General features: G+C 67.4%; 14 protein-coding genes and 1 riboswitch. Of the genes, 3 read left to right on the top strand and 11 right to left on the bottom strand.

All coding sequences use genetic code 11. The features are described 5' to 3' along the window. Window positions 1-18 precede the first annotated feature (18 nt). The 6 genes from ribBA to ACSQ86_RS11880 form a co-directional block, all read right to left on the bottom strand. Complete coding sequence (gene ribBA / locus ACSQ86_RS11855) at window positions 19-1,179, bottom strand: bifunctional 3,4-dihydroxy-2-butanone-4-phosphate synthase/GTP cyclohydrolase II (RefSeq protein WP_436303774.1); 1,161 nt, start codon at window positions 1,177-1,179, stop codon at window positions 19-21. After that, the gene (locus ACSQ86_RS11860) at window positions 1,176-1,829 is read right to left on the bottom strand and encodes a riboflavin synthase (protein WP_436303775.1); all 654 of its coding nucleotides are present in this window, start codon (window positions 1,827-1,829) and stop codon (window positions 1,176-1,178) included. Before ACSQ86_RS11860 ends, ribBA begins: the two co-directional genes overlap by 4 nt. A 42-nt stretch (window positions 1,830-1,871) precedes the next feature. Further along, a complete protein-coding gene (gene ribD, locus ACSQ86_RS11865) occupies window positions 1,872-2,990 on the bottom strand; it encodes a bifunctional diaminohydroxyphosphoribosylaminopyrimidine deaminase/5-amino-6-(5-phosphoribosylamino)uracil reductase RibD (RefSeq protein WP_436303776.1) in 1,119 nt (372 codons plus the stop codon). A gap of 430 nt (window positions 2,991-3,420) precedes the next feature. Next, the gene (nrdR, locus tag ACSQ86_RS11870) at window positions 3,421-3,864 is read right to left on the bottom strand and encodes a transcriptional regulator NrdR (RefSeq protein WP_093109128.1); all 444 of its coding nucleotides are present in this window, start codon (window positions 3,862-3,864) and stop codon (window positions 3,421-3,423) included. A 15-nt stretch (window positions 3,865-3,879) separates the two neighbouring features. Beyond that, the gene (gene glyA / locus ACSQ86_RS11875; RefSeq protein WP_436292486.1) at window positions 3,880-5,124 is read right to left on the bottom strand and encodes a serine hydroxymethyltransferase; all 1,245 of its coding nucleotides are present in this window, start codon (window positions 5,122-5,124) and stop codon (window positions 3,880-3,882) included. Between the two features lie 41 nt (window positions 5,125-5,165). Beyond that, a riboswitch (ZMP/ZTP riboswitch) is annotated at window positions 5,166-5,292 on the bottom strand. A 39-nt stretch (window positions 5,293-5,331) separates the two neighbouring features. Beyond that, complete coding sequence (locus tag ACSQ86_RS11880) at window positions 5,332-6,165, bottom strand: transglycosylase SLT domain-containing protein (RefSeq protein ID WP_436292487.1); 834 nt, start codon at window positions 6,163-6,165, stop codon at window positions 5,332-5,334. 593 nt (window positions 6,166-6,758) lie between these two features. Here ACSQ86_RS11880 and ACSQ86_RS11885 point away from each other — a divergent pair. Together ACSQ86_RS11885 and ACSQ86_RS11890 are read left to right on the top strand one after the other, a co-directional pair. Continuing rightward, window positions 6,759-10,565 carry a DUF748 domain-containing protein gene (locus ACSQ86_RS11885; protein ID WP_436303777.1) on the top strand — a complete coding sequence of 1,269 codons (3,807 nt, stop codon included), beginning with the start codon at window positions 6,759-6,761 and terminating at the stop codon, window positions 10,563-10,565. Between the two features lie 89 nt (window positions 10,566-10,654). Next, window positions 10,655-13,462: a DUF349 domain-containing protein gene (locus ACSQ86_RS11890; protein ID WP_436303778.1), complete on the top strand. Its 2,808-nt coding sequence runs from the start codon at window positions 10,655-10,657 to the stop codon at window positions 13,460-13,462. 12 nt (window positions 13,463-13,474) lie between these two features. Here ACSQ86_RS11890 and ACSQ86_RS11895 read toward each other — a convergent pair whose 3' ends face one another. The 5 genes from ACSQ86_RS11895 to ACSQ86_RS11915 form a co-directional block, all read right to left on the bottom strand. Beyond that, the gene (locus tag ACSQ86_RS11895; protein WP_436303779.1) at window positions 13,475-14,260 is read right to left on the bottom strand and encodes a zinc-dependent peptidase; all 786 of its coding nucleotides are present in this window, start codon (window positions 14,258-14,260) and stop codon (window positions 13,475-13,477) included. After that, a complete protein-coding gene (locus ACSQ86_RS11900; protein WP_436303780.1) occupies window positions 14,260-15,021 on the bottom strand; it encodes a UDP-2,3-diacylglucosamine diphosphatase in 762 nt (253 codons plus the stop codon). Before ACSQ86_RS11900 ends, ACSQ86_RS11895 begins: the two co-directional genes overlap by 1 nt. Before the next feature lie 7 nt (window positions 15,022-15,028). Continuing rightward, window positions 15,029-15,538: a peptidylprolyl isomerase gene (locus tag ACSQ86_RS11905; protein WP_436303781.1), complete on the bottom strand. Its 510-nt coding sequence runs from the start codon at window positions 15,536-15,538 to the stop codon at window positions 15,029-15,031. 16 nt (window positions 15,539-15,554) lie between these two features. Beyond that, the gene (locus ACSQ86_RS11910) at window positions 15,555-16,127 is read right to left on the bottom strand and encodes a peptidylprolyl isomerase (protein ID WP_093109135.1); all 573 of its coding nucleotides are present in this window, start codon (window positions 16,125-16,127) and stop codon (window positions 15,555-15,557) included. A gap of 71 nt (window positions 16,128-16,198) precedes the next feature. Next, window positions 16,199-16,780 (bottom strand): tetratricopeptide repeat protein, encoded by a 582-nt coding sequence (locus tag ACSQ86_RS11915; protein WP_436308897.1) that lies wholly within the window; start codon window positions 16,778-16,780, stop codon window positions 16,199-16,201. Between the two features lie 190 nt (window positions 16,781-16,970). On the opposite strand from ACSQ86_RS11915, the gene cysS reads away from it, so the two are divergent. Continuing rightward, window positions 16,971-18,347, top strand: coding sequence for a cysteine--tRNA ligase (gene cysS / locus ACSQ86_RS11920; RefSeq protein WP_436303783.1), 1,377 nt, complete (start codon window positions 16,971-16,973; stop codon window positions 18,345-18,347). Window positions 18,348-18,358: the final 11 nt, after the last annotated feature.

Here is an 18,358-nt window from a genome sequence, read left to right on the forward strand (position 1 = left end):
TCGCGTGTGTGTTCTTCTTCATTGCTCTTCTTTCGTGATGTAGCCCGCGATCTCCAGGCCGTAACCTGCTGCCATGCTGGGCATGCGGCGCGGCGTGCCCAACAGGTTCATCCTGTGCACGCCGCACTCGCGCAGGATCTGCGCGCCGATGCCGTAGCTGCGCAGGTCCATGCGCCCACGTTCCGGCGCCTGCGCGGGCCGTGCAGTGCCGTCGAACTGCGACAGCAGCTCGGCGCCGGTCTCGCCGCAGTTGAGCAGCACGGCCACGCCCTTGCCTTCGGCCGCGATGTGGGCCAGGCTGGCATCGAGGCTCCACGAGTGCAGCGAACGGTTGACTTCCAGCGCGTCGAGCACCGAGAGCGGCTCGTGCACGCGCACGTCCACCGTGTCGCCCGGATTCCAGTTGCCGCGCACCAGCGCCAGGTGCACGCCGTGGCTGGGCTTGTCGCGGAAGGCATGGGCGGTGAACCAGCCCCAGGCGGTGTGGATTTCGCGGCAGCCGACCTTTTCGACCAGCGACTCGGTGCGGCTGCGGTGCTCGATCAGTGCGGCGATGGTGCCGATCTTGATGCCGTGCTCGGCGGCGAAGAGCTGCAGGTCGGGCAGCCGCGCCATGGTGCCGTCCTCGTTCATCACCTCGCAGATCACGGACGCGGGTGAGCAACCGGCCATGGCGGCGAGGTCGCAGCCGGCCTCGGTGTGGCCTGCGCGCATCAGCACGCCGCCGTCGACAGCCTGCAGCGGAAAGATATGGCCGGGCTGCACCAGGTCGGCCGCGACGGCATTCGGTGCGACGGCGGCCTGCACGGTGCGCGCGCGGTCGGCGGCGGAAATGCCGGTGGTCACGCCCTCGGCCGCCTCGATTGACACGGTGAAGGCGGTCGAGTGCTTGGCGCCGTTGCGCGCCACCATCGGCGGCAGCTGCAGCCGCTCGCACATCTCGCGGGAGAGCGTGAGGCAGATCAGGCCGCGCGCATGGCGTGCCATGAAGTTGATGGCCTCGGGCGTCACGTGGTCGGCCGCGAGCACGATGTCGCCCTCGTTCTCGCGGTCTTCCTCGTCGACCAGGATCACCATGCGGCCCGCGGCGAGCTCGGCCACGATCTCTTCGACCGACGAAATCGGCGCGGGCGCCCGGCCGCTGCGCGGGGCGGTGATCGGCGTGACGGAGGCGTTCATGGGGTCTTGTCTTTCTGTGGGACGGGCAGGGCGCCGGCCTGGAGCATGCGCTCCACGTAGCGGGCGACGGTGTCGATCTCGAGGTTGACGCGGCTGCCTTGCTTCAGGCTGCCGAGCGCGGTGTTTTCGACCGTGTGCGGAATCAGGTTGATGCTGATCTCGCTGCCGTCAGCGCCGTCGCTCACGCTGTTGACCGTGAGGCTCACGCCGTTGACGGTGATCGAGCCCTTGTAGGCCAGGAAGCGGGCGAGCGCGGGCGGCGCCAGCACACGCAGCTCCCAGCTTTCGCCCACCGGCGCGAAGTGGCTGACCGTGCCGATGCCATCCACGTGGCCCGACACGATGTGGCCGCCGAGCCGGTCGCTGGCGCGCAGTGCCTTCTCGAGGTTGACGCGGCCCGCTTCTTCGGCGAGGCCGGCCGTCTTGTCCAGCGATTCGGCCGAGATGTCGATGGTGAAGAGCTGCTTCGCCGGGTCGAGGGAGGTGACGGTCATGCAGGCGCCGTTGAGCGCGATGCTGTCACCGAGACCCACGTCGGCCAGATAGCCGTCGGGCACCGCGATGCTGAGCCGCTTGCCGTGGGATGAAGAGCTGCCGAGGTCGCGGACGGCGGCGATGCGCCCCACGCCGGTAATGATTCCGGTGAACATCGCGGCATTTTCGCAGAGATGCGAAGGCCGCTCGGCCAAACCCTAAAAGCGGTCTCGACCAGCGACCCGGGCGACGATTCGCAGGTCCGGGCCGACCGGCTCGAAGGACTTGAATTCGAGCGCCAATGCATCGCCAAGCACGGTCAGGGGGCCCGATGCATGCGGCTGGCTGGCCATGCCGAGCCCGTCTCCGATGAACTTTGGCGCCAAGTAAACCAGCAGTTCGTCGACCAGCCCTTCGCGGATCAGCGAGCCGTTGAGCTTGTGGCCAGCCTCGACATGGAGTTCATTGACCTCGCGCACGGCGAGATCGCGCAGCATGGCCGCGAGGTCGACCTTGCCCTGGGGGTTGGCGAGGTAGCTGACCGTCGCGCCCTTGGCCTCCAGCGCGGCCTGCCTGGCGTCGTTCCGGTTGGCGGCATAGATCCAGACGGGCCGGGCCGCGCCGAAGATCTTTGCCTCCGGCGGCGTCTGCAAATGGCTGTCGACCACCACGAGATGGGGCTGCCGCGGCGTTGGGACCAGCCGCACATCGAGGCGCGGATCGTCTTCGAGTACGGTGCCGACACCCGTCAGTACCGCACTTGCGCGCGCGCGCCAGGCGTGGCCGTCTGTGCGCGCTGCTTCCGAAGTGATCCATTGGCTGGTGCCGTTGGCCAGCGCCGTCTTGCCGTCGAGCGAAGCGGCGACCTTGAGCCGCACCCAGGGCGTCTTGCGGACCATGCGGCTGAAAAAGCCGAGGTTGAGTTCACGCGATTCATCAGCGCCCGCGCCGACCTCCAATTCGACGCCGGCGGCGCGCAGGCGCTCGAAACCCTGGCCGGCGACCAGCGGATTGGGATCGGCGATGGACGCCACGACTTTCTTGATGCCGGCCGCGATCAATGCGTCGCAGCAGGGGCCGGTGCGGCCATGGTGCGAGCAGGGCTCGAGCGTCACATAGGCCGTGGCGCCTTTGATCGGGCAATTGCGGGCGGCGGCGTCGCGCAAGGCCATGATTTCCGCATGAGGGCCGCCCACCGTTTGCGTGGAGCCTTGACCGATCACCGCGCCTTCTTCGTCGAGCAAAACGCAACCGACACGGGGATTCGGCTCCGCCTCGACGCTCGCCTGACGGGCGAGATCGAGCGCCTGCGCCATGGCCTGGATATCTCTATTCATGGGGGCGTCAATTCGCAATTCTTCAAATTCAGATTTGATTCAGATTTAGCGAGATTTCCGCTGATCCTTCAATTCAGTCCGTTTGTCGAAAGATTTGTTCATGCATCGCTTCCGGAATTTAGACTTCGCGCCGAATTGATTGAGCCAGGGGAGGAAGTTCGCGCCGGCCTGTCGGCGCGGATTGAATGTATGAAGCGACCATTTTGCTCGGGCCGGGACGGGTCTCGCCGGCGACCTGCAGGGATTTGCGGTTTTACTCGAACTGTTGGTCGTGGTTGCGCTCTTGGCGACCCTGGCGTCGTTGGCTGTGCCGAGCTTCAACTCATTCCTCGCACGGCGTGCCGTAGACGCCACGGCAGATGGCCTCCGACGCCTGCGGTGCTCTGACGATCACGAATACCGGCGTCAGAGGTGCCGCTTCCGGTGCGTCTCAGATATCCCGCAGCAACTGCCGGAACTCGTCCACATCCTCAAAGCTTCTGTAAACCGAAGCAAAGCGCACGTACGCCACCTTGTCCATGCGCTTGAGCTCCCGCATCACCAGTTCGCCCACCTTGGTCGATTCGATTTCCCGCAAGCCGCTGGACAGGAGCTTCTGCTCGATGCGCAGCAGCGCATGGTCGATCTGCTCGATGCTCACCGGCCGCTTGCGCAGCGCCAGCATCATCGAGGCGCGGACCTTCTTGGGATCGAAGTCGGCGCGGCTGCCGTCCTTCTTGACCACGACCGGGAAATTGACGTCCGGCCGTTCGTAGGTGGTGAAGCGCTTGTCGCAGGCGCCGCACTGCCGGCGGCGCCGCACGAAGTCGCCGTCTTCCGAAACGCGGGTCTCGACGACCTGCGTTTCGAGGTGACCGCAAAAGGGGCACTTCATGCGGTCACTTTCGGTTCAACCGTAGACGGGAAAGCGGCTGGTCAGTGCATGCACCTTCGCACGCACCGCTTCGATGGTGGCGGCATCGCGCGGGTTGTCCAGCACGTCGGCGATCAGGTTCGCGGTGGCGCGCGCCTCCTCGTCCTTGAAACCGCGCGTGGTCAGCGCCGGGGTGCCGATGCGCACGCCGCTCGTGACCATCGGCTTTTCCGGATCGTTCGGGATCGCGTTCTTGTTGATCGTCATGTGGGCGCTGCCCAGCACGGCCTCGGCTTCCTTGCCGGTGATGCCCTTGGCGCGCAGGTCGACCAGCATCACATGGCTCTCGGTGCGGCCGCTCACGATGCGCAGGCCGCGCCCGGTGAGCGTTTCGGCAACGATCTGCGCGTTCTTGACCACCTGCTGCTGGTAGGCCTTGAACTCGGGCGAGAGCGCCTCCTTGAAGGCCACCGCCTTGGCCGCGATCACGTGCATCAGCGGTCCGCCCTGCAGGCCCGGGAAGATGGCGCTGTTGATCGCCTTCTCGTGCTGCGACTTCATCAGGATGATGCCGCCGCGCGGTCCGCGCAGGCTCTTGTGGGTGGTGGAGGTCACCACGTCCGCGTGCGGCACGGGGTTCGGGTAGACGCCGGCGGCGACCAGACCCGCGTAGTGGGCGATGTCGACCATGAAGATGGCGCCGACGTCCTTGGCCACCTTGGCGAAGCGCTCGAAATCGATGCGCAGCGAGTAGGCCGAGGCGCCCGCGATGATCAACTTGGGCATCGATTCGTGCGCCTTGCGCTCCATCGCGTCGTAGTCGATCTCTTCCTTGTCGTTCAGGCCGTAGCTCACGACGTTGAACCACTTGCCACTCATGTTGAGCGGCATGCCGTGGGTCAGGTGGCCGCCTTCGGCCAGGCTCATGCCCATGATGGTGTCGCCAGGCTTCAGGAAGGCCAGCATGACGGCCTCGTTGGCTGAGGCGCCGCAATGCGCCTGCACGTTGGCCGCGTCGGCGCCGAAGAGCTGCTTGACGCGGTCGATCGCCAGCTGCTCGGCCACGTCGACATGTTCGCAGCCGCCGTAATAGCGCTTGCCGGGATAGCCTTCGGCGTACTTGTTGGTGAGCTGCGTGCCTTGCGCGGCCATCACGGCAGGCGACGCGTAGTTCTCGCTCGCGATCAGCTCGATGTGCTGTTCCTGCCGGGCATGCTCGGCCTGGATGGCGGCCCAGATTTCGGGATCGGTCTGTTCGACCAGGATATTGCGGTTGTACATGGCAGTCCTTTAAGACGATGGTCCTTGTTCTTCAACCAAACAAGGGCTGCCCAGGCGAACGGCTGAACGCCTGCTCAAGACCGCGGGCGGCACGCTTCCCAGTGGTGTTCCACGTCAGCGCAATGCACCTGAAAAGGGTTGCGCCTATCGCCAGTCGCGTGCCGGTCGAGTGTAGCTGACGGCGATGGCCGCCGTCTTCGAAAGGGCCTACAGATCGGACAGCAACGCCACGCTCTGCGTGTTCGCTTCCGGCTTGGCGGGTGCCACCACGGGCAGCGGCTGCGCCCGCATGCCGGGCGGTGTCGGCGTGGTGGTGGGCGGCGTGCGTCCGCCGACCACCTGCTGCAGGCGCGCATGTTCGGCCAGCACCTTGCCGGCATAGCCGCCGTCGTCGGGCAGATTGGCGGCGCCGACATAGAACTTGAGGCCGCCCTCGAGCGAACCTGCGCGCGCGATGCATTCCTGCAGCACCTTGACGCCCACGCGCATGTTGGTCACCGGATCGAAGGCGGTCAGGGTGCCGCCCGCGCGTTCGTACTTCTCGCCGTGCACGCGGGTCATCACCTGCATCAGGCCCTGGGCGCCGACCTGGCTCTGGGCAAAGGGGTTGAAGCTGGATTCGACCGCCATGATGGCCAGGATCAGGGTCGGGTCGAGCTTGGTGCGCTTGCCGAGTTCGAAGGCTTCGGCCACCAGCACGCTCAACGGCTCGACGGCCACGCGGTACTTCTTGCTCAGCCAGTAGGCGACGGCGGCCTGCTGCTTGGGCAGCTCGTGCGGGCTCGCCGCCGTGGTGCGGTCGATGGCCGTCGGCTCGAGATCGGTTGCCTCCGGCGGCGGCTTGCGCGACTGGAGCCAGCCCATGAGCTGTTCTTCGCCGGACTGGCGCAGGTCCGGGCGCGCGGCCAGCGCCAGCGCAGCGAACACGATGGCCAAGCCGACCAGGGCAAAGCCGTTGTGGGTGATCTCGAAAAAACCGTCGGCCACATCGGACACGACGGTCCGCAGCCCGCGGGCCGTGGCTTCAAACGCCTGTTTCATCGCTCTTCCTTTCTGTGCGGCACCTGAGTCGCAGCGCCAGAAGGGCGATGGTCGAAGGCAGCGGCGCTTGGATTGGTACGAATCAGGTTCCGCGCAAGGAGGGGGAGTGGAGCGCGGCCACCTGACTAAGCCGAAAGAATTCAGCAGCGGATATTGGTGGAGTCCCGGCTGCCAAGTGGCGGCGGGGGCTACGCGGATTCTAGGAGGGGCTAAATACACGGTCAAGAATAAGGATTTGAGTTTTTATGCTAACAAGGCTTGAAAAGGGGGGCGAATCGCCGGCCGCCGATCCATTGAAAAGCTCATTTGCAATCCTTGGAGCGCGCGCCTACCCTGAGGAGGCCTGAGCTTTCAGGCGTTAAACCAAGGTCCAGCAACCGGAAGAGCAATCGAACGGTTCAGCGGCCGAGGCCCAACGGTGGCAATCTCTTGCTGCCAGCACGGTCGGAACAAATTCACTTCCGGTCGAGCGAAAAGATGGCATGGGCGTTGCGCCCGCCATCGAGCCCGGAGGCCAGACTTCGCGTCGAGCCACCGGGCTTTCTTCTTTCTGGGAAGGTGCTCGCACTTTTGCGGCACACTCGCCCCCGATGATGAATGCTGCTTCGCTGAAACAGAACAAATGGGTGCGACGGGGAGTGCTGGCGTTGCTGGTACTGCTCGGTCTCTGGCTGCTTGCCTGGTTGGCGGTGCCGCCGATCGCCAAGAGCCAGATCCAGAAGGTCGCGAGCGAAAAGCTGGGTCGCCAGGTTACGGTCGGCAAGATCGACTTCAAGCCCTGGACGCTCGAGCTGACGCTGAAGGACCTGCGCATCGCCACGGCCGACGGCAGCCAGCCCCAGGTGGCGGTGGCGCGCATCTATGCCGATGCGGAGCTGCAATCGATCCTGCGTCTGGCGCCGGTGATCGATGCCATTGCCATCGACGCGCCGGCCATCCTGCTGACGCACCTGGCGGACGGCAAGTACGACATCGACGACATCCTGGCCAAGCTCGCCAGCGCGCCCGACGCGCCCAAGAGCGAGCCGCCGCGCTTCGCGATCTACAACATCGCCATCACCGGCGGCGCGGTCGATTTCGACGACCAGACCGTCAAGCGCAGGCACGAGCTGCGCGACCTCGTGCTCAAGGTACCCTTTCTCAGCAATCTGCCTTCGCAGCGCGAAATCAAGACCGAGCCCAAGCTGGCCTTCGTCCTGAACGGCAGCGGATTCGATTCGGCCGCTTTCGCCACGCCCTTCGCGGAAAGCCGCAAGACCGACGCGCAGGTGCACTTCAAGGATCTGGACCTGGTGCCTTACCTGGGCTACATCCCCGGCGGCCTGCCGGTCGCCCTGCGCGCCGGCAAGCTCGACGCGGACCTCAAGATCGACTTCGAACGCACCGCCACCGCGGGCCTCAAGCTCTCCGGCACGGTCGCGGCGCACAGCATCAAGCTGGCGGATTCGAAGGGGCGCGATCTGCTCGGCTTCGATTCGCTCAAGGTTGCGCTGGCCGACGTCCGGCCGCTGGAGCGCGTGGTGCATCTGGGCGAGGTGGCGCTGGCCGCGCCGCAGCTGGTCGTGGCGCGCGATGCAGCCGGGCAGCTCAACCTGCTGGCCACCGACCGGGCCACCGGCGCAACCGAAAAAGTGACACCCGCCGCGGCACCCAACACGAACGGCGAACCTGTACCGAAGCCGGCCGAGCAGCCGGCCTGGCGGGTTCGGGTCGACAAGCTGGCGCTTTCCGGCGGCGAGATCGGCTGGCGCGACCAGACCACCCAGCCGGCCGCGGCCATCGACGTGAAGCAGCTCAACATCGAAGCCAGCGCCCTGACCTGGCCGATGGACAAGCCGGCGCCTTTCAGCGGTTCCACCTCGGTCGGCGGGGCCCCCCTCAAGTTCAGCGGCGAGGCGACCGACAAGGTGGCCAAGGTCCAGACCGAGGTTGAGGGCTTGCCGTTGTCGCTGGCGGCCCCGTACCTCGCGCAGAGCCTGGAGCCCACGCTCGACGGCAAGCTCAGCGGCCAGATCGACGTGGCCTGGGCCCAGCCCGATCTGAAGCTCAAGGCGCGCCGCGTCGCGGCCGACGGGCTCGCGCTGACGCAGGCCAAGACCGCGCTGGCGAGCGTCGGGCGCTTCGAGCTCGTGGATGCCGAAGTCGACATGACGAAGCACACGCTCGCGATCGCTTCGTTCACGGCCACCAGTCCCAAGGTCGTCGTCGAGCGCGACAACGAAAAGCGCTGGATGTTCGAACGCTGGCTGAAAACCCCGGCGGGCGGCAGCCAGAGCAACGGCGCGGCTGCCAAGGTCGCGGCTCCCAAGCCCGCCGGGGCGGCCGCTGCGCCGGGCGCCAACACCAAGCCGTGGGAGCTTTCCATCGGCACGGTGGCGGTCGACAATGGCGCGCTCTCTTATTCGGACAAGGCCGGCGCCACACCGGTGGCCTTCGAGATCAGCGCGCTGAAACTCAACGCGCAGAAGATCGCTCCCAACAGCGCCACCGCTTCGCCCTTGCAGCTTTCGGGGCGCATCGGTGCCGGCCGCGCGGAAGCCGGGCGCTTCGATTACAAGGGTTCGGTCGTGCTCAAGCCGGTGGCGGCCGAGGGTCGGCTGGAGGTGGCCGCCATTCCGGCCCATGCCTTCAAGGCCTACTACGCCGATGCACTGAACATCGACATCCGGCGCGCGTTCGCCAACTACCGCGGCACGGTCAAGTTCGCGACGGCACCCGCGGGCATGAGTCTCAAGCTGGCCGGCGATACGGCGCTGGACGACTTCCGCGCCAACAGCGCAGCGCTGACCCAGTCGCCGGGCTTGGCGACCCGCAGCAACCAGATCCTGAGCTGGAAGACACTGAGCCTGCGTGGCCTGCAAGTCAACATGGCGCCCAGCGCGCCGCTGGCCGTGGACGTGCGCGAAACCACCCTGACCGACTTCTTCGCCCGCGTGATCGTCGATCCGGCCGGTCGCCTCAACCTGCAGGACCTCACCAAGAAGCCCGGCCAGACGACCGCCGCCGTAGCGCCGGCAGGCGAACCCACCACGCGCCGCAGCCTCGGCGGCACGACCACCACGACCACCGCCAAGCCCGCCGCACGCTCGGGAGGCGCCCCCGTCTCGGCGGAAGCCATGGTCGGCGGCGCAACCGAGACCGCCGCACCGGCCCCGGCGGCTGTGGCCAAAGCGCCTGCGCCCGACAGCGGCGGCCCGGCGCCGGTCATCAATTTCGGTCCGATGAGCATGGTCAACGGACGCATCGATTTCACCGATCTGTTCGTCAAGCCCAATTATTCCGCCGACCTCAGCGAGCTGACCGGCAAGCTCAGCGCCTTCTCGTCGAAGCCGCAAGGCGACAAGCCAGCGCTGGCCGATCTCGAATTGCGCGGCAAGGCGCAGCAAACCGCCCAGCTCGAGATCACCGGCAAGCTCAATCCGCTGGCCAAGCCGCTCGAACTCGACATCACGGCCAAGATGCGCGAGCTCGATCTGCCGCCGCTGTCGCCGTACTCGGTGCGCTACGCCGGGCACGGCATCGAGCGCGGCAAGCTCAGCATGAACGTCACCTACAAGATCACGCCCGACGGCCAGCTCACCGCCACCAACAAGCTGGTGCTCAACCAGCTGCAGTTCGGCGACGAAGTGCAGGGCGCGCCGAACAGCCTGCCGGTGCGCCTGGCCGTCGCCCTGCTGGCCGACCGCAATGGCGTGATCGACATCGACTTTCCCGTCAGCGGCTCACTCAACGATCCGCAGTTCAGCCTCGGCCCGCTGATCTTCAAAGCGATCGTGAACCTGATCGTCAAGGCCGCCACCTCGCCGTTCAGCCTGCTCACGGGCGGACTGGGCGGCGGCAGCGGCGAGTCGAGCGCGATCACTTTCGCGCCCGGCAGTTCGGATCTTTCGCCGGCCGCCAAGGAAAGCCTCGACAAGGTGGTGAAGGCGCTCACGGACCGACCCGGGCTGCAGATGACCGTGGTCGGCACCGCCAGCCTCGAGCAGGAGCGCGAGTCCTACCAGCGCCAGCGCCTGCGCGCACTCGCCCAGACCGAGAAACGCCGCGCCGCGGCGCGCAGCGGCAGCCAGAATGCAGCCGAAGTCACGCCCCTCACCGATGCCGAATACCCGGAGTTGCTGGCCGCGGTGTACAAGCGCTCCGAGATCACCAAGCCGCGCAACATGATCGGGCTGGCGAAGGATCTTCCGACCAAGGAGATGGAAGACCTGCTCATGGCCAGCATCCCGGTCGACGAGGATTCGATGCGGCAACTCGCCGTGGAGCGCGGCGCCGTGGTGCGCGACTACCTGCTGGCCCAGAAGCTTCCCAGCGAGCGGCTGTTCCTCGGTGCCGTGCGTACGAAGGCTGCCGGCAACGATTGGAAACCAGGTGCCGAACTGAATCTGGCGACCCGCTGAAAGCAGGGCACAAGTCGGTGAAAATGGCGGAGTGCGCCGGCAAATGCCGGCGCCTTCGCTTTTCTTCTTCAGATAACGACATTCGCGCAGTGACTTCAACTTCCACCAAGCCCAACGACCTCCAGTCCCTCGACACGATGACCGGCGGCGCCTTCACTGCACCGACCTCGGGTGAGCGTGCCCAGCGCATCCGCGATTGGCTCGCGGGCAATCCGGCGCCCGAGCAGATGCAGGAGGTCTTCAAGGAATTGAGCGGCCGCGACAAGGGCGCCGCGCGCCTGCTGCGCGAGAAGCTCGACGAGCTCAAGCGCGCCAAGGGCCAGGAAGCCATTGCCGCCGAATGGGCGCACAAGGCCGAGGCGCTGCTGGCCCAGCCCAAGCTCAACATCGCCGACGCGCTGGCCTGGCAGCGCGACGCGGCCAAGGCGGGTGCGCCCCTGTCGCGCGAGCCGCTGGCCGGCTTCAAGGCCCGGTTGGCCGAACGCGTGAAGGGCATCGAGGACCTGCAGCATCGCGCTCAGGTCCATCGCGAGGCCGCCGTGCTGCTGGCGCAGCGCTTCGAAGTGCTGTCGACCAAGAGCTGGCGCGATGCGCAGGCCGCCGAAGAAGCCTTGCGCGCCGACGTCGCGCACTGGCAGCAGCAGGCCGCGGAGATCACGGCCGACGGCAACTGGAACAGCCTCGACGCCAAGTTCGCGCCGCAGCTGGAGTCCTCCAAGGCGCAGTTGCTGGTGGTGTCCGATGCTTTCCACCAGGCGCTGGCGCAGACCATCGCGGCGGCCGAGGATGCGGCCGCGCCGCTGCCGCCCGTGCCGGTCTGGGCCGACGAGCTGCGCGTTGCGCGTGGCGGCGTGGCCGAGGCGGCTGCGCCCGCGGCGCAGAAGCCTCCCGTGCCGAAGGTCGATCCCGAGAAGCGGGCCGCCGCGCAGGCTGCCGTGGAGGCCGCGCTCGCCAAGCTCGAAAAGGAAACCGCCGAAGGCCATGGCAAGGCCAGTGCCGGTGCAGCCGCCGCACTGCGCGCCGTGCTCAAGGAGCACGGCAAGCTGGTCGAGCCGCCGCTCGAAGCCCGCGTGCATGCGGCCCTGGTCGCCGCCGGCGAACTCGAAGGCTGGCAGCGCTGGAGCGCCGACAAGGTGCGTGAAGAACTGGTGGCCAAGGCCGAAGCCCTGCTCAAGCGCCCCGAAGGCCAGGCCCTGGGCGGTCGCAAGATGCAGGAAACCTTGCGCACCCTGCGCGAGCAATGGAAGCAGGCCGACCAGGGCGGCGTGCCGAATCACGCGCTCTGGAAGCGCTTCGACGAAGCCTGCAACGAAGCCCACAAGGTGGTCGAGGCCTGGCTCGAGAAGGTGCGCGCCGACGCGGCCGAGCATCGCGCCCAGCGCCTGGCGCTGATCGAGGAAGTGAAGGCCTGGGCCGCGGAGCACGCGGATGCGTCCGATCTCAAGGCGCACAACCGCGCGCTGCACCAGTTCGCTGATCGCTGGCGCGATGCCGGCCATGTGGGCGAGAAGGTGTTCGCCGAACTCCAGCCGCAATGGAACGAGGCCTTTGGCTCTGCACGCGCGCCCTTCGAAGCGCAGCAGAAGGCCAGCATCGAACGGCGCCAGGCGATGATTGCCGAGGCCGCCGAACTCGGCGCCGCGCCGATGCTGCGCATCGATGCGGTCAAGGCGCTGCAGCAGCGCTGGCAGGCCGAGGCCCAGAGCGTGCCGCTGGATCGCCGCCAGGAACAGAAACTGTGGGACGCCTTCCGCGCGCCGATCGACGAGGCCTTCAATCGCAAGAGCGCCGAGCGCGAAAAGGCGGCTGCCGCCGTGAGCGAGCACGACCGCAACGTGCTCAATGCCTCGAAGGCGCTGGATGCCGCCAACAGCACCGGCGATGCGCAGAAGATCCGCGCCGCCGTCGCGCAGCTCGAAGCCGCGCTGCGCGGCGAAGCGCCTGCGCCTGCGTCCACGGCAACGTCCAACGGTCCCGCGGTGGGTGCCACCGAAGTGGTGGCACCGGGCCAGGCCGCGGCCGAGTTCGGCGAGAGCGCCGAGCAGGCCCCCGCGCCCGGCGACGCCGAGGCGTCGCCCGTGGCGCCCGCCGAATCCGCTGCATCGGCGCCCGATCTGGTGGCGCCGGCCGACGGTGCCGACCCCTCCGCGCGCACCGATGCCGCGGAGGCCGAAGCCAGCCCGGCACCCGCTGCGCCGCCCAAGCCCGCGCCGAAGCCGGTGATCGCCGTGCGCGGGGATGACCGTCCCGGCAACAAGAAGGCCGAGGCCTTGCCGGCTGGACGTGGCGGCAAGTTCGGCGATCGCCGCGACAGCCGCGGCGCGCCGGGCGGCCGTCCCAATGACCGGGCGCCCCGCGCCAACGATCGCGGCGCGCCCGCCGGCGGAGGCCGCTTCGGCGACCGCCCGCCGCGCTTCGAGGACCGCGGTCCGCGCCTCGGCGACGCCGCCTTCCGCGCGCAGCGCGAGGCGCTTGAACGCGCCGAGTTGGCGCTGCGCAAGCTCGCGGCTCAGGCGCACGGCGAGGCGCTCACGCAGGTGCTCGGCGCCTGGGAGCAGCGCGACGCGTCGAAGCTGCCCAGCGCTCAGGAACTGGGCCGCGCCGTCACGCCGGCGGTGCGCGGCCAGTGGTCGCAGGCCCTGGCCGCAGGCCCGACGGCCGCGGCCGACGATGCGGCCGAGGCCTTGCTGCGCCTCGAGATGGCGGCCGAAGTGCCAACGCCGGCCGAGCAGCTCGATGCACGCCGTGCGCTGCAGCTGAAGCTGCTGACCAAGCGCGGCGATCCGGCGCCGGTCCAGACCTGGGGGCAGGATGCCGGCAAGGTGCTCGCCGCTGCGCACGACGCGGCATCGGCGCGCCGGCTGCAGAACGCGCTCAAGGCCTTGCTGCGCAAATAAGGGGCAGGGCGCCTAGCGCTTGATGAAGAATTCGTCGAACAGGGCCACCAGTTCGGCGAATTCCGCGGCCAGCTGCGTGCGGTTCACGAAGTAGGCCTCGCAGGCCACGGCAAAGAACTCGCCGGGCGATTCGGCGGCGTAGGCATCGAGCCACGGCGGCTCGCCGCCGAAGCGCTCGGCCACGATGGTTTTCTCGCGGAAGGCGTCGTAGGCCGGCTGCAGCACAGCGAACCAGGCGGCGCGTGCATCGCGCGCCGACGAAGTGCCTGCGAAGCCGGCCTGCAGCGGCGGGCAGCCATCGGCGGCGCCGCCGCGCATGTCGATCTTGTGGGCGAACTCGTGGATCACGACGTTGTAGCCCGCGTCGCGCGTGACGCTGCTCGCGAGCACGTCCTGCCAGCTCAGCATCACCGGGCCGCGGTCCATGGCCTCGCCGGCCAGCACCTCTTCGTATTCATGCACCACGCCGGTCTCGTCGGTCGTCTTGCGGCGCGCCACGGCTTCGGAGGGATGCACCACGATGCCGACGAAATCGTCGTACCAGGTGAGGCCGCCTCTCAGGTGCAGCACCGGCAGCACCGCCTGCGCCGCCACCGCGAGCGCGACTTCGTCGGTGATGACGAAGCCGTGCGCGCCGTGGAATTCCTTGTCGCGCAGGAATTCCGCCGCGAGGCGGCGCAGGCGCTCCAGGTCGGCCGCCGGCCGCTCGGCGAGGAAGGGGTAGCGTGCCAGCGTGGCCTGCCAGGCAGGCTCGGGAATCGGGGGCGGGGCGCGCAGGTTGCGCAGCCAGCCGAACATCAGCGCAGATCGACGCGTTGCGCGCCGGCGCTCGAAAGACAGAGCAATTGGGCGCGCGCCGGGTGGGCTGTCAGGTCCCAGTCGCTCAGTACGATGCGCTCGAGCCCATCGCCGAGTGCATGTGTCGCGGGCCGGTGCGTGTGGCCGTGGACCAGCGTCGCCGCGCCGGCCTGCGCGAGCCATGCGCGCGCGGCATCCGCATCGACATCGGCCCAGACCATGCCGGGACTGCGCTTGCGGTCTTCGCTCTGCGTGCGCATCGAGCGGGCCAATGCGCGACGCTCGGCCAGCGGCCGTGCCAGAAAGGCGCTCCGCCAGGCAGGCGTTCGCACCTGGGCGCGGAATTGCAAGTACTCGGTGTCTTCCAGGCAGAGGAGGTCGCCGTGGCTCAGCAGCCAGCGCCGCTCATGCAGGACCAGCACGGTCGGATCGTCGAGCAGCGTCAGCTTGCACTGCGCCGCGAATGCTGCGCCGACCAGGAAGTCGCGGTTGCCGTGCATGAAGAAAACCGGCCGGCGCTCGGCCGCCGTGCGCAGCAACTCGGCGCATTGCGCTTCGAAGCCGGGTTCGGCCGCGGCATCGTCGCCGACCCAGACCTCGAACAGGTCGCCGAGGATGAAGATCGCATCGGCCGGCGTGGTTTGCAGATAGCCGCGCCAGGCGTCGAAAGTGGCCGCATCCGAGGCCTGCAGGTGGAGGTCGGAGAGGAGGTCGACCGTGTGCCACGCCGCAGGGGCCACGAGCTCGGCGAAAGCCGTCATCGATGGATCAGTCTTTGACGACGGCCTTCTCGATCACCACGTCTTCGAGCGGCACATCGTCGTGGAAGCCCTTGCGGCCGGTCTTCACGGCCTTGATCTTGTCGACCACTTCCTTGCCGCCGACGACCTTGCCGAACACCGCGTAGCCCCAGCCCTGCGCCGACGGCGCCGTGTGGTTCAGGAAGCCGTTGTCGGCCACGTTGATGAAGAACTGGGCGGTCGCCGAATGCGGTGCACTGGTGCGGGCCATGGCGACGGTGTAGTTGTCGTTCTTGAGGCCGTTGTTGGCCTCGTTCTGGACCTCGGCGCCGGTCGGCTTCTGCGTCATGCCCGGCTCGAAGCCGCCGCCCTGCACCATGAAGCCGGGGATGACGCGGTGGAACACGGTGTTGTCGTAGTGGCCCTTGGTCACGTAGGCGAGGAAGTTCTCGACCGTCTTCGGCGCCTTGTCCTGGTCGAGTTCGAGCGTGATCACGCCCTGGTCCTTGATGTGCAGTTCGACTTGGGGATTGCTCATTGGGTTGCTCCTTGGGTTACTTCGCCACGGTGGCGGACTGGATGGTGATGGTTTCGACCGGCACGTCCTGCATGCCGTTCTTGTTGCCCGTGCGCGCGGCGCGGATTTTGTCGACCACCTCGGTGCCCGCCACCACCTTGCCGAACACGGTGTAGCCGTAGCCGTCGGGGTTGGGTGCGTTGAGCATCGCGTTGTCCTTCACGTTGATGAAGAACTGCGAGGTGGCGGAGTTGGGGTTGCCGGTGCGCGCCATCGCGATCGTGTACTTGTCGTTCTTGAGGCCGTTGCCGGCCTCGAGCGGGATCGGCGCGCGCGTGGCTTTCTGCTGCAGGTCGGCCGTGAAGCCGCCGCCCTGGATCATGAAGCCGTCGATCACGCGATGGAACACCGTGCCGTCGTAGTGCTTGTCCTTGACGTACTGCAGAAAGTTCTCGACCGTCTTCGGCGCTTTGTCCGCCGCGAGTTCGACCACGATGTCGCCGGCCGAGGTGCTGAGCTTGACGCGCGGCGCGCTCTGCGCCCAGCTGGGGCTCGCGATGGCCAGGCTCGCGGCCAGGACGAGTGCCGTGCGGCGTGAAAGGACGTGCATGTTCAAGAGGACTCGCTTTCGAATGAAGAGCGCTGCGCCGTGCCGCTGCACGGGAGGCAGCGAGGGCCTATTTATTGACGAACGGGCTTGCGGATGACGCTGGTCGCGGGCGGCAGCGCGCCGGAGGTCGGCGTCGTGAAGAGCTGGCGGATCAGCGCGAGCTTCGGCGCCACGGTGGTGTTGCCGGCTTCGAGCTGTTGCGCGCGGCCATAGGACTGGCCGGCGAGGCGGGCGTAGACGTCGCCCAGGTTTTCGTGCGCGGTGGCATAGCTCGGGTTGAGCTTGATCGCCATTTCGAGCGCGGCACGGGCCTTGTCGAACTGGCTCTGGGCTGCGTACAGGGCCGCGAGGTTGTTGTAGGGCTCGGGCAGCTCGGGGAAATCCTGCGTGAGCTGGGTGAAGACCGCGGTCGCGTCGGCCTGCTTGCCCTGCTCGGTCAGGATCACGCCGCGCAGGAAGCGCATTTGCGGATCGCGCGGCTTGCCTGCGATGTAGGCATCGGCTTTTGCCAGCGCTTCTTGGGACTTGCCCTGACGCAGCAATGCGTTGACGTCGGCATAGTCGTCGGCTTGCGCCGCACCGGCGGCGAGCACGAACAGGAGGGCCGAAAGAATGCGTAGAACCATGGGGAAGGGGAGAGCGGCGTGCTTCATGAAGCCTCGAGAGATGGGGGCGCGGGCCTCGAAAACATCCGGAAAATATCCGGCGGCGGCCGTTTATACTGGGGTGGATTGTAGCCGAGGGGCCGCGTTCAACCCCTCGCTGCCACAGCATCCACACCCCTGAAAAACCCCTGTCGCCCGCCTGTATCGCATGGGTGCGAAGCGACGCGTTCCGAGCCTCATGAGTCTTCGCATCTACAACACGCTCTCGCGTGAGCTGGAGGAATTTTCTCCTTTGCAACCCGGCCGGGTGCGCATGTACGTGTGCGGAATGACGGTCTACGACTACTGCCACCTGGGCCATGCGCGCTCGATGATCGCCTTCGACGTGGTGCAGCGCTGGCTGAAGCAGTCGGGGTTCGAGGTCGACTACGTGCGCAACATCACCGACATCGACGACAAGATCATTCGTCGCGCGGTGGAGAACGGCGAGAGCATCCGGGCGCTCACTGACCGCATGATCGATGCGCTGCACGAGGATGCCGACGCCCTGGGCATCGAGCGGCCCACGCACGAACCGCGCGCCACGGAATTCATTCCGCAGATGCTGTCGATGATCGCCACGCTCGAGAAGAAAGGCCTGGCCTATCGCTCGACCAACGGCGACGTCAACTATGCGGTGCGCAAGTTCCCCGGCTACGGCAAGCTGAGCGGGAAGACGCTGGACGAGCTCCATGCCGGCGAGCGCGTGGCCGTGCTGGACGGCAAGGAAGACCCGCTCGACCCCGTCCTGTGGAAGAGCGCCAAGCCCGCCGAGCCCGACGAGGTCAAGTGGTCCAGCGACTACGGCGCGGGCCGTCCCGGCTGGCACATCGAGTGCTCGGCCATGGCCTGCCAATTGCTCGGCGAGACGGTCGACATCCACGGCGGCGGCATGGACCTGCAGTTCCCCCATCACGAAAATGAAATCGCGCAGAGCGAGGGCGCAAGCGGCAAGCCATTGGCCCGCGTCTGGATGCACAACGGCTTCATCAACATCGACGACGAGAAGATGTCCAAGAGCCTGGGCAACTTCTTCCTGATCCGCGACGTGCTCAAGCAGTACGACGCCGAGACCGTGCGCTTCTTCGTCGTGCGCGCGCACTACCGCAGCCCGCTCAACTACAGCGACGTGCACCTCGACGATGCGCGCGCCTCGCTCAAGCGGCTCTACACGGCGCTGCACCTGGTGGCGCCGGCAGCGGTCGCGATCGACTGGCTGGAGTCCTACGCCGCGCGCTTCAAGGCAGCGATGGACGAGGACTTCGGCACGCCCGAAGCGGTGGCCGTTCTTTTCGACCTGGCCGGCGAGGTGAACCGCACGCGCTCGGCCGAGGCTGCCGGGCTGCTGAAGGCGCTGGGCGGCTGCATCGGCCTGCTGCAGGCCGATCCGCAGCAATTCCTGCAGGCCGGCAGCACGCTCGACGATGCCTCGATCCAGGTCCTGATCGCACAGCGCGCCGAAGCCAAGGCGGCAAAGAACTTCGCGCAGGCCGACCGCATCCGCAACGATCTGCTCGCCCAGGGCATCGTGCTGAAGGACTCGCCGACCGGTACGACGTGGACCGTGTCCAAGTAAGGGGTCGAGAA

The sequence above is a fragment of the Variovorax sp. LjRoot130 genome (assembly GCF_964253755.1).
Lineage (GTDB): Bacteria > Pseudomonadota > Gammaproteobacteria > Burkholderiales > Burkholderiaceae_C > Variovorax.

What these genes read in the sequence shown, in the direction of transcription:
- ribBA (WP_436303774.1), bottom strand. Translation starts at nt 1,179, where the DNA reads ATGAACGCCTCCGTCACGCCGATCACCGCCCCGCGCAGCGGCCGGGCG.
- ACSQ86_RS11860 (WP_436303775.1), bottom strand. Translation starts at nt 1,829, where the DNA reads ATGTTCACCGGAATCATTACCGGCGTGGGGCGCATCGCCGCCGTCCGC.
- ribD (WP_436303776.1), bottom strand. Translation starts at nt 2,990, where the DNA reads ATGAATAGAGATATCCAGGCCATGGCGCAGGCGCTCGATCTCGCCCGT.
- nrdR (WP_093109128.1), bottom strand. Translation starts at nt 3,864, where the DNA reads ATGAAGTGCCCCTTTTGCGGTCACCTCGAAACGCAGGTCGTCGAGACC.
- glyA (WP_436292486.1), bottom strand. Translation starts at nt 5,124, where the DNA reads ATGTACAACCGCAATATCCTGGTCGAACAGACCGATCCCGAAATCTGG.
- ACSQ86_RS11880 (WP_436292487.1), bottom strand. Translation starts at nt 6,165, where the DNA reads ATGAAACAGGCGTTTGAAGCCACGGCCCGCGGGCTGCGGACCGTCGTG.
- ACSQ86_RS11885 (WP_436303777.1), top strand. Translation starts at nt 6,759, where the DNA reads ATGAATGCTGCTTCGCTGAAACAGAACAAATGGGTGCGACGGGGAGTG.
- ACSQ86_RS11895 (WP_436303779.1), bottom strand. Translation starts at nt 14,260, where the DNA reads ATGTTCGGCTGGCTGCGCAACCTGCGCGCCCCGCCCCCGATTCCCGAG.
- ACSQ86_RS11900 (WP_436303780.1), bottom strand. Translation starts at nt 15,021, where the DNA reads ATGACGGCTTTCGCCGAGCTCGTGGCCCCTGCGGCGTGGCACACGGTC.
- ACSQ86_RS11905 (WP_436303781.1), bottom strand. Translation starts at nt 15,538, where the DNA reads ATGAGCAATCCCCAAGTCGAACTGCACATCAAGGACCAGGGCGTGATC.
- ACSQ86_RS11910 (WP_093109135.1), bottom strand. Translation starts at nt 16,127, where the DNA reads ATGCACGTCCTTTCACGCCGCACGGCACTCGTCCTGGCCGCGAGCCTG.
- ACSQ86_RS11915 (WP_436308897.1), bottom strand. Translation starts at nt 16,780, where the DNA reads ATGAAGCACGCCGCTCTCCCCTTCCCCATGGTTCTACGCATTCTTTCG.
- cysS (WP_436303783.1), top strand. Translation starts at nt 16,971, where the DNA reads ATGAGTCTTCGCATCTACAACACGCTCTCGCGTGAGCTGGAGGAATTT.